Origin of the sequence: Haloarchaeobius lipolyticus (genome assembly GCF_051208015.1) — an archaeon.
Taxonomy (GTDB): Archaea; Halobacteriota; Halobacteria; order Halobacteriales; family Natrialbaceae; genus Haloarchaeobius.
Genome location: NZ_JBPKGF010000003.1, coordinates 147,723 through 156,760 on the forward strand (window position 1 = coordinate 147,723; position 9,038 = coordinate 156,760).

10 protein-coding genes are annotated in these 9,038 nt (G+C 66.9%); 4 read left to right on the forward strand and 6 right to left on the reverse strand.

Annotation, left to right across the window (positions count from 1 at the left end; all coding sequences use genetic code 11):
* Nucleotides 1–9: 9 nt before the first annotated feature.
* On the reverse strand, nucleotides 10–441 hold the full coding sequence (locus ACSC1Y_RS10595) for a hypothetical protein (RefSeq protein WP_435334810.1): 432 nt from the start codon (nucleotides 439–441) through the stop codon (nucleotides 10–12).
* A gap of 175 nt (nucleotides 442–616) precedes the next feature.
* On the opposite strand from ACSC1Y_RS10595, the gene ACSC1Y_RS10600 reads away from it, so the two are divergent.
* The gene (locus tag ACSC1Y_RS10600) at nucleotides 617–976 is read left to right on the forward strand and encodes a cell division protein SepF (RefSeq protein ID WP_435334811.1); all 360 of its coding nucleotides are present in this window, start codon (nucleotides 617–619) and stop codon (nucleotides 974–976) included.
* Between the two features lie 289 nt (nucleotides 977–1,265).
* Here the strand turns inward: ACSC1Y_RS10600 and ACSC1Y_RS10605 are convergent, their stop codons facing one another.
* The 3 genes from ACSC1Y_RS10605 to ACSC1Y_RS10615 form a co-directional block, all read right to left on the reverse strand.
* Entirely contained in the window at nucleotides 1,266–1,637 is a 372-nt protein-coding gene (locus tag ACSC1Y_RS10605; RefSeq protein WP_435334812.1) for a NifU family protein, read from the reverse strand.
* A gap of 123 nt (nucleotides 1,638–1,760) precedes the next feature.
* Nucleotides 1,761–3,230: an LVIVD repeat-containing protein gene (locus ACSC1Y_RS10610; RefSeq protein WP_435334813.1), complete on the reverse strand. Its 1,470-nt coding sequence runs from the start codon at nucleotides 3,228–3,230 to the stop codon at nucleotides 1,761–1,763.
* Between the two features lie 119 nt (nucleotides 3,231–3,349).
* Entirely contained in the window at nucleotides 3,350–4,327 is a 978-nt protein-coding gene (locus ACSC1Y_RS10615) for an ROK family protein (protein ID WP_435334814.1), read from the reverse strand.
* A 141-nt stretch (nucleotides 4,328–4,468) separates the two neighbouring features.
* On the opposite strand from ACSC1Y_RS10615, the gene ACSC1Y_RS10620 reads away from it, so the two are divergent.
* From ACSC1Y_RS10620 to ygfZ, 3 genes are read left to right on the forward strand one after another with little or no spacing between them, the layout of a single operon-like run.
* The gene (locus ACSC1Y_RS10620) at nucleotides 4,469–4,936 is read left to right on the forward strand and encodes a hypothetical protein (RefSeq protein ID WP_435334815.1); all 468 of its coding nucleotides are present in this window, start codon (nucleotides 4,469–4,471) and stop codon (nucleotides 4,934–4,936) included.
* Nucleotides 4,937–4,973: 37 nt separating this feature from the next.
* On the forward strand, nucleotides 4,974–5,714 hold the full coding sequence (locus tag ACSC1Y_RS10625) for an SDR family NAD(P)-dependent oxidoreductase (RefSeq protein ID WP_435334816.1): 741 nt from the start codon (nucleotides 4,974–4,976) through the stop codon (nucleotides 5,712–5,714).
* A gap of 51 nt (nucleotides 5,715–5,765) precedes the next feature.
* Entirely contained in the window at nucleotides 5,766–6,854 is a 1,089-nt protein-coding gene (ygfZ, locus tag ACSC1Y_RS10630) for a CAF17-like 4Fe-4S cluster assembly/insertion protein YgfZ (RefSeq protein ID WP_435334817.1), read from the forward strand.
* A gap of 20 nt (nucleotides 6,855–6,874) precedes the next feature.
* Here ygfZ and ACSC1Y_RS10635 read toward each other — a convergent pair whose 3' ends face one another.
* Complete coding sequence (locus ACSC1Y_RS10635) at nucleotides 6,875–7,954, reverse strand: geranylgeranyl reductase family protein (protein ID WP_435334818.1); 1,080 nt, start codon at nucleotides 7,952–7,954, stop codon at nucleotides 6,875–6,877.
* Between the two features lie 111 nt (nucleotides 7,955–8,065).
* On the reverse strand, nucleotides 8,066–9,019 hold the full coding sequence (locus ACSC1Y_RS10640; RefSeq protein ID WP_435334819.1) for a WD40/YVTN/BNR-like repeat-containing protein: 954 nt from the start codon (nucleotides 9,017–9,019) through the stop codon (nucleotides 8,066–8,068).
* Nucleotides 9,020–9,038 lie beyond the last annotated feature (19 nt).

The window sequence follows — 9,038 nt, forward strand, 5'->3', positions numbered from 1 at the left end:
TTCCTGCTCCTACTCGCCCGGCGCCAGGAGCGTCGCAGGCCGAATCGCCGAAGCCGTCGCGCCGGTCGCGTCCTTGACGGTCAATCTGACGAGGACGCGTCCCGACCGTCTGGTCACCACCCGTCCACCGAGACCGACCATCGTCGTCCCCGATATCTCGTCGCCGTAGACGAGTTCCGTTACGCTCGTCTTCTGCCGTTCGCCGTCTATCACCGTGAGCTGGACACTCACGATGTCTTCGTCGGCGTCGGCGACCGCCCAGGACGCGACGATACCGGTCTCACCGGTCGACTGGTCGACGATCACGGCGTCGATGACGAACCGCTCGATGCTGGGCGGCCGCTGTCGAGTCGTCGACTCTCTCGCGTGACCGCGACCGAGCTCTCCGTCCGCACTGTCGACGTCACCGGCCGGCGGTCCGATGGTTCTCTCGCCACTCATCGTGTCTCACGTTGACAGAGGGGATGTGCGAGTATGAGCACACCACGGACCGCGTCGAAAGTACCTGGTGGTACTGTCTTCGTCCTCCGGTGACGCTATCGATATCGAGACACTCAGCCCTGCCGAGATACGTCCGACGCAAGAACTATACGGGTCCCGGGGGACTCTCTCGTTAATGGGGTTCATGGCCAAGATCCTCGGTGACCGCGGCACTCGCAACACCGAGGACTATCTCGAACTCGACCTCGACGACTTCGAAACCGTCTCCGGTGATGCCACGATGAGCGTCCACATCGCCGAGGTCGCCGGACAGGCAGACGCGATCGACATCAAGGACGCCGTCTACGACGGCGACCTCGTCATCGCAGATATCACTCGGCTGCGTACGGAAGACCGCACAGTCGAGCACATCATCGACGAGCTCAGGCAGGTCGCCCAGGAGGTCGACGGCGACATCGTCCAGAAGGGCGACGACCAGCTCATCGTCACGCCGACCGGCGTGAAGATCAGCCGCGAGAAGCTCGGCCGGAACTGACCCGACCGGTTTCGAACCACCCAGTTCTCTACTCGTCAGCCATGGAGCTGCGGCGGTGGCGTTCGCGACGAACGGAGCTGGCGACGGAACTCTCGGTGTCTCCCTCTCTGTCCCAGAGTTTACGTACCATCGCGCGGCCAGACTCGCCGTGACCTGAATCCCGGCCCGCGTGGTGGTCGAGGCGGGTGTGCGGCACGCCCCACGCGGAGAGCGGCTCGTCGTCCCAGAGCCGATGCTGTGCCGCCTGTTCGCCAGTCCGTACCCAGGACGTCCGCGCCAGAAGAGCCGCTCAGAAGTGGTCCTTACCGGGGTTCGAAGAGCCCCAATCGCCACGGCCACCTTCGGTCCGGTCGACGCCCATTATCGATTCGGCCTGCTGGACGCCGAGTGACTCGCCCGTCTCCGGGACGCGGACGGTCACGTCCTGTATCTCAGGCCAGGTGTACAGTTCGGACTCGATGTTGCCCGTGGTGATGTCGGCGACCGAACAGCCCGAGCAGCCACCGCCGAGTTCGATGACGACCTCGCCGGTCTCGGGGTCGGCCTTCCGGACGGCGCTCGTCCCGCCGTGCATCTGGATTATCGGCATCTCTCTGGCGAGCCAGCGCTCGAGGCGCTCTTTCAGGGTTCCGTCCTCCGCGTCGGACGAGTCGGTGCTCATCTACCACTGCTAGACGCTGGAGACGTGAGAAAGCTTCGGGTCCGCGTCGCACGATCCGACAGGAACGACCGTGACGGATAGCGTCCGTGTCCGCCTGCTCGTCGTCGGTAACGGCTCCGGCGTCTACTCTTCACCCTGCCGACCACGGTAGCGGGCAGCCCCGAGGCCGAGGCCAGCGAGCGCTGTGAGGACACCGAACCCGGGTGTCCCGGCCGTGCTTCCACCGTCGCTTTCGGCAGACGTGGTCCCCGTCTCGCTATGGGTGACGACCGTCTCGGTCGGCGTCTCCGTCGCTTCCCCAGTGGTCGCCGTCGTGGTCGTTGTTTCCGTCTCCGTCGTCTGCTTCGCGCCCCACCAGACCGAACTGGGCGGGTCCGCCATCTCGCCAGCCCGGTCCGGGAACGTAAGCAGCCCAGGCGTAGTCGCCGTCCCCGCGAGGTGGGACGAGGCGACGAAGAACTCCCCTGGTACCGCAGAGCGAGCGGTCCAGAACCCGTACGTCGGGTCAGCCCACCAGGCGATGCGTTCGGGGTTCGCGGGGTCCGAAACGTCGTGTATCGTCACGCCACCCTGGTACCACGAGGTGTAGAGCCGGTCGCCGCGCATCTCGAAGTTGTGGGCGGTCGTCCAGGTCCCCGTGTTGTACGTCTCGTTCTCGGCGTGTGGCGGCTCGATGGTCGATATCGGCTTCGGGTCGCTCGGGTCCGTCACGTCGAATAGTTCGAGCCCCGAGGGACCGCCGTGGTCGTCCTCGGGGTCGGTGTCCCACGACTCGCCACCTTCGATCAGGATACTCGCGTCGTCATTCACCGTGACGTAGTGGTCGTTGCCGCCGGGTTCGAGGTACTCGGAGCCGGGGAACTCCTCCAGTTCTTCACGCGTGTAGGTCTTCTTCCGTCCGACGAACGACGGGTTCGCAGGGTCGGAGACGTCGACCATGAACGTGCCGCCGTCCCAGTAGGCACAGTAGGCGGTGCCGTCCTGAACGTAGAGGTCGTGCAGGACGGTCAGCGGCGGTCGTTCCCACTCGTCGTTCCAGTCGGCGGGCTCCCACGTCGCGAGCCGTTCGAACGGGTCCGAGGAGACGTCGACGATGTCCAGTTTGTAGCCACCGGTGAGGTACGCGACGCCGTCCTCGAGGTGGGAGTTGTGGTTGCCGTGGTTCGGCGTCGCGAACCAGTCGCCGATTTGCTCGGGCGATTCCGGGTCGGAGACGTCGTAGAGGTAGAATCCGCGCGGGCCGCCGCCCTGTGCGGCCGTGGGAACGAGCAGCTGTCCGTCGTCGTACTTGACGTCGAGTACCTGTTCGATGGCGTCACCTTCGCTGTCCGTCAGGTTCCGCCGTTCTGCGAGCACCGAGATGTCGCTCGGGTCGGCGATGTCCACGGTGACGAAGCCGGTGCCGACGGCGACGTACGCGACCGTTCCGTCTCCGTTCACGACCGCCTCTGCAGTACCCTCTATCTCGAGGCTGTCGAGCGGTCCGTAGTTTGCCCCGGTAGCGGTCGCGAGGCCACCCAGTGTGGGGAGAGCGAGAGCGCCGGCACCTGCCCGGAGCAGGCTACGGCGGCCGACGAGGGGGGTCCGTTCCATACAGCCACTGACGACTCGTCGGGTATAAGCGTGTCCACTCGGTTTCCGAGGGGAAACTGCCGAAAAGAATTCTTCAGGGGCTGGGCGGTGCCGCTGCACAACCGACGGACGTGGCCTCCTCAGCGCCGGAGCTTCGAGCGGTCCCCGGTGCCCTGCGTGAGCGCGCTCGCGAGCGCTCCTTTCACCACGACCTCGTCGCCCAGCGTGGTGAGCTGGATGTCGGGTACGTTCGATATTATCATGTCGTCGACGCGCTCGCGGATGGGGTCGAGGACGAGTTCCTCGTTGTGGAGGGCGACTGCACCCCCGAGGTAGATGACGATGGGGGCGAACGAGTGAACGAGGTTCGTGACGCCGATGGCGTTCCAGTGGTTGAACTGGTCGACGACGTGGGCCGCGAACTCGTCGTCGTGGGCGTGGTCGAATACGTCCTTCGCGGAGAAGTCTGGGTCGTCTAACGGGAGGACCGTATCGACACCGGGGTCGTCCTCCGCGAGTAGCCGGGCGAACTGTGGGATGTTGTTCCCGGAACAGTAGGCTTCCCAGTGGCCGTCTTTGCCACAGCCGCAGGTGAGCCGCCCCTGCGGGTCGACGACGTAGTGACCGACCTCACCAGCGTTGCCGTCCCAGCCGGCGATGACCCGACCGTCGACGCAGACGCCCGCGCCGATACCCGAGGATATCGTGATGTACGCCATGTCGTCGGGGTTCCGGTCCGCGAAGAAGCGCTGACCGATACAGCCGGCGTTGGTGTCGTTGTGCAGGTAGACCTTCTCGGAGTCGATGAGCTTCCCGATGGGGCCCGAGAGCGGCACTCGTTCGACGGTGTCGGGGAGGTTCGGGGCGTTCTCCAGCGTTCCCTCCGCGAGGTCGAGAACGCCGGCCGCGCCGATGCCAGCTGCGACGCAGTCGGTGGGATCGACACCGGCGTCGTCGCAGGCTCGTCTGAGCGCGTCGAGGACGGCTTCGGTCACGGCGATACCCGTCGGTCCCTGTGGTGTGGAGGTGCGGTACGACCCGAGGAGCCGTGCCTCGTCGTCACCGACGACGGCCCTGACGTTCGTCGCGCCGAGGTCGACGCCCGCGTACGTGGCCATTACTAGTTCGACTACCGACCGGCGGCCACTTAAGCGGTTAGATTTACTCACGGGCGAGTACGTGTCGGGGGGCTGGTGTGTCGGCCCATCCCGTTCCGGCAGATGCGACAGTCTCAGGCGCATACAGGCCGTATCTCTTGCATGCGCGAGTCGACGCTTTCAGCTACCGAGGTCGAGGCACTCCACCGGGCCGAACTCGGGCTCGAGTGGCTCAGGCGAGCACACGGCCACCTCATCGAGTTCCACCACGCCATCGGCCACGGGATGGACCATCTCGACGTCGTGGAGGGCTTGCTCCGGGAGAGCGGTCACGCAGAGCTCGCGGACGAACTCCGGACAGTTCACCTGCCACGAGGAGTCATCGACGGCCACCGGGAACAGGCAAGGGTGCAGGACGACCGGTGGTCCTACGACGTCCTCGAAACGTTCGAGGAGGGACTTCTCGCGGACGTAATCGACTTCGAGGGACGCACGCGCCGAGAGCTCGCCGACGGTGCCAGGCACGTCGCAGAGCGTCGGCAGGAACGAGAGTGGCGCGCCCGTGCCCGCGCGACAGACGCCGCTGGACGGGACGACTCCGCTGACAGGAAGACGGACCTGGATATCTGAGTCGGGGATATTTCTGGAACCGCCTCCAACGACCGATATGCTCAGACCAGAACTCGACGACCGCGTCGCACTCGTCACCGGAAGTGCCAGCGGGGTCGGCCGTGCCCTCCTGCTCGCCATCGCGGAGACTGGTGCCTCGGTCGCCGTCCACTATCACACGAGCGCTGCGGAAGCCGAGGCGACCGCCCAGGAGGCCCGCGACCGGGGCGCGGCCGAGGCGACGACGGTCCAGGCCGACGTGACCAACCCAGACGCGGTCGACGGACTGTTCGACCGTGTCGAGGCCGAGCTCGGGACCGTCGACGTGCTCGTCAACAACGTGGGCGCGTTCGCCCCCACGCACTGGTCGGACGTCGACTACGAGACCTGGCGTACCGTCTTCGCGACCAACGTCGACGCGACCTACCTGACCTGCCGACGGGCTGTTCCGGCCATGCGCGAGCAGGAGTGGGGTCGCATCGTCAACATCGGGTACGCATCCAGCGAGAAGGGACTGATAAACCCGAAGAACGCGCCGTACTTCATGGCGAAAGCCGGGGTCCTGATGTTCACGCGGATGCTCGCCGGCGACACGCAGGACGACGGTATCACCGTGAACGCGGTCTCACCGTACGTCGTCGAGAACTCGGACGAGTTCCCCGACGACCTGCCGCGGGGTCGCCCGGCGGGGTACGAGGACCTCCAGCAGGCGGTCATGTTCTTCCTCGACGAGGGCTCCGACTACATCAGCGGCGAGAACGTCGAGGTCGACGGCGGCTGGCTCCCCGAGAAGGTGTGACGCCACAAACGAGAGCCTTTACCCGCGGACCGTTCCAACCTTCGACACAGAATGACGGTCATCGAGTCGGTCCACGTGGAGCACGGGGCGACGTTCGGGGAACGCGGCGGGCGGACCGTCGTCGAACACTACGGTCGACCGGAACGGGTCCACACCGCCGTCCGGAAGGTCGTCGGCGTCTGTGAGATGGCGTACGGCGTCGTGGTCGTCGAGGGTGACGACCGCGTCGAGTTCGTCGACAACGCGGTGTCGAACCGGGTACCCGAGGACGACGGTGAGGGCTGTTACGCCCTCCTGCTCGACCCACAGGGGAAGATTCGTCTCGACATGTACGTCTACAACGCGGGCGAGCGACTGCTCCTCTTCTTGCCCCCGGGCCGCGCGAGCGAACTCGTCGACGACTGGAGCGACAAGGTGTTCATACAGGACGTGTCCATACGCGAAGCGAGCGACGACTTCGCCGTCTTCGGCGTCCACGGCCCGAAGTCGACCGAGAAGATCGCGAGCGTGCTGAACAAGGCCGGCAGCCCGGAGCCACATCTCTCGTTCGTCAGGGGGACGATGGGCGACGAGGGTGTCACGGTCATCTGTTCCGACGCACCGACGGGCGAGGAAGGCTATGAGGTCGTCTGCGCGGCCGACGACGCCAAAGCGGTCTTCGACACGCTCGTCAACCACGGGCTGAACGCGGCCCCCTTCGGCTACCGGACCTGGGAGGCGCTCACGCTCGAAGCAGGGACGCCGCTGTTCGAGACGGAGCTCGAGGGCCGCATCCCGAACGTCCTCGGCCTGCGAAACGCGGTCGACTTCGAGAAGGGCTGTTTCGTCGGTCAGGAGGTCGTCTCGCGGGTCGAGAACCGAGGGAAGCCCTCGAAGCGACTCGTCGGCCTCGAACCGGGGACGGTCCCCGAGTCAGGGGCGGCCGTCTTCGACGGGGACGAGTCCGTCGGCGAAGTGACTCGTGCAGGGGAGAGTCCGTCGCTGGGCAGACCCATCGCGCTCGCACTCCTCGCCTACGACTGCGACGCCACCGAGCTGACGGTCCGCGTCGACGGCGACGCATCCCCTGCAACTCGCACCGAACTCCCGTTCGTCGACGGGAGCGACCGCTCCGGGCGGCTCCCCCAGTACCTCGACTAATTCGCCCACCCACGACCTGACTACTTCAAGAAGGCTTTGAGCTGCTCGGTCGAGAACAGGGAGGTGGGCCGGTCCATATGAACGCCGATCTCGCCCGACAACGTCGACAGGCCCAGCTTCTGCACCGGTTCTGGGAGCGAGTACGCACGCCGAATCCAGTGTCCCAGCCGTATCTCGGTCGACAGGTCGTCGCGCCAGCGCTCCTCGTAATCCGCCAGCGTCCGCGGGTCGTCCGGGTCGACGGTCGCGACGGCGTGATCCGCACAGGTCATCCCGTACAAGATGCCGCCGCCGGTGAACGGTTTCGTCTGGGCGGCGGCGTCACCGACGAGGAAGCCACGCCGGCTTGAGACGACCTCCGGTGGCCCGATGGGGATGAGGCCCGAGCACCGCTTGACGATGTCCACGTCGTATCCCGCGACGAGTTCGTCGAACAGCTCGTTGACCTCCTTCCCCGGCGGGCAGGCGAGGCCGTACTCGACGCCCGCATCGTCGCGGGGGATGCGCCACGCGAAGAAGCGCGGGGCGGTCAGGTGGACGTCGACGAAGTCCTGGTCGTCGGGTTCGTCGCTGAAGCCGAGGACGCCGTGGAGCAGTTCGCCGGGTTCCGGAAGCCCGAGGTCGCGACGAACTCGCGAGCGCGGGCCGTCCGCGCCGACGACCATCTTCGCTTCGTGCGTCTCGACGCCGTCTGGCCCACGGGCCGTCACGGTGACGCGGTCCCGCTGTTCGTCGACCTCGGTGACGGTGTGCTGGTCCCGGAGGTCAGCGCCCGCCTCGCGGGCGAGGTCCGCCAGGTGGCGGTCGAGCCCGACCCGGTCGATGACGTTCGAGACGGCTTCGCGCTTGTAGAACTGGTGTGCGTCGCTCCCGGGCCCACCGACGTGGAACCGTGCACCGTACACCTCGTTCTGAAGCAACTCGTCACGAGCGCCTTCGCCCGTGAAGTTCCAGATGTCGGTGCTCACGTGGCCGGAACAGGCGAGCGGTTCGCCGACGCGGCCCTGTTCGAGCGCGAGCACGTCGTAGCCCGCCTCACTGGCCCGGCGGGCGAAACGCGAGCCGGCGGGGCCAGCGCCGACCACGACGAAGTCGTACATGTCCGACGGCAGGGGGGAGACGCGTAAATACCTTCCTCGTTCGGCTGCGGATTGGGCATCAGCCGTGGCGCTTCGTGGCGTTACGCGGACGGCTGCGTGAGATGTGCGCGGTCACCGCGCCGTCAGTCCGCGCACTGATCCAGCTTCCGACCAGTCGACGACGCGCTCCCAGGAGTGCGCGCCGTCGTCGCTCCGGTACAGTCCGTCGTCCGCCGCCGCGAGGAAAGCTCCCGGTTCGTCATCGGGAGCCAGGACGGGTCGGCGGAAGCCCTCGGGTTCCGGCAGCCCGTCCATCGCGACCTCCCAGGGGTCGTCACCCCGCTTCCGGTAGACGTACGATTCGGCGCTCGCTTCACCGTGAGCGGCGTACGCACCGCTAGCGGCCGAGACGATTCGGCGGTCCGGGTCGGCCGGGTCCACCGCGACGCTCCAGCAGTAGCGATGGTCCAGCCCGGACTGCGGGTGGTCCCACGTCCGGCCGGCGTCGCCACTCTCGGCGTAGCCGTCACCGGCGGCGCTGTAGACACGTCCAGGCGCGTCGGGGTGCGTCGCCAGCTGATGGTTGTCGCGACGGCTTCCCTCGGGCCGTTCGCGCCAGCTCTCGCCGCCGTCGTCGGTCACGACGAGTGCACCGGCCTCGATGCCCACGTAGAGGCGTCCCTCGTGGTGGGGGTCCGGTTCTAGCCAGCGGACGTGGTGCGTGTGTGGCCGCGGTGGGAACGACCACGAGTCGGCACTCGGGAGGTCGGTGAGGCCCGTCTTCTCGGTCCACGACTCGCCAGCGTCGAGCGAGTAGAAGATGCGACTCGGTTCGGTGCCGACCCACAGGCCGCCGTCTCGGTGGGGGTCGAGCGCGACGGCGGTGACCGCGTCGGGGAGGTCGCCGCCGATTCGCTGCCAGGAGTCGACAGAGCTGTCGCTCCGCCAGAGGCCGTCGGAGAAGGTCCCTGCGAAGGTGTAGTCTTCACTGGCGGTGACGCACTCGAAGTCGTGGCCGTCGAACCGCGAGACTACCTGGTCGCCGTCGATCGCGAGGAGGGTGTCGGCCAGTGCGACGAACTGCATACCTACCGGTAGGCGGCGT

Coding starts and splice junctions, on each gene's coding strand:
- ACSC1Y_RS10595 (WP_435334810.1), bottom strand. CDS start 441: ATGAGTGGCGAGAGAACCATCGGACCGCCGGCCGGTGACGTCGACAGT.
- ACSC1Y_RS10600 (WP_435334811.1), top strand. CDS start 617: ATGGGGTTCATGGCCAAGATCCTCGGTGACCGCGGCACTCGCAACACC.
- ACSC1Y_RS10605 (WP_435334812.1), bottom strand. CDS start 1,637: ATGAGCACCGACTCGTCCGACGCGGAGGACGGAACCCTGAAAGAGCGC.
- ACSC1Y_RS10610 (WP_435334813.1), bottom strand. CDS start 3,230: ATGGAACGGACCCCCCTCGTCGGCCGCCGTAGCCTGCTCCGGGCAGGT.
- ACSC1Y_RS10615 (WP_435334814.1), bottom strand. CDS start 4,327: ATGGCCACGTACGCGGGCGTCGACCTCGGCGCGACGAACGTCAGGGCC.
- ACSC1Y_RS10620 (WP_435334815.1), top strand. CDS start 4,469: ATGCGCGAGTCGACGCTTTCAGCTACCGAGGTCGAGGCACTCCACCGG.
- ACSC1Y_RS10625 (WP_435334816.1), top strand. CDS start 4,974: ATGCTCAGACCAGAACTCGACGACCGCGTCGCACTCGTCACCGGAAGT.
- ygfZ (WP_435334817.1), top strand. CDS start 5,766: ATGACGGTCATCGAGTCGGTCCACGTGGAGCACGGGGCGACGTTCGGG.
- ACSC1Y_RS10635 (WP_435334818.1), bottom strand. CDS start 7,954: ATGTACGACTTCGTCGTGGTCGGCGCTGGCCCCGCCGGCTCGCGTTTC.
- ACSC1Y_RS10640 (WP_435334819.1), bottom strand. CDS start 9,019: ATGCAGTTCGTCGCACTGGCCGACACCCTCCTCGCGATCGACGGCGAC.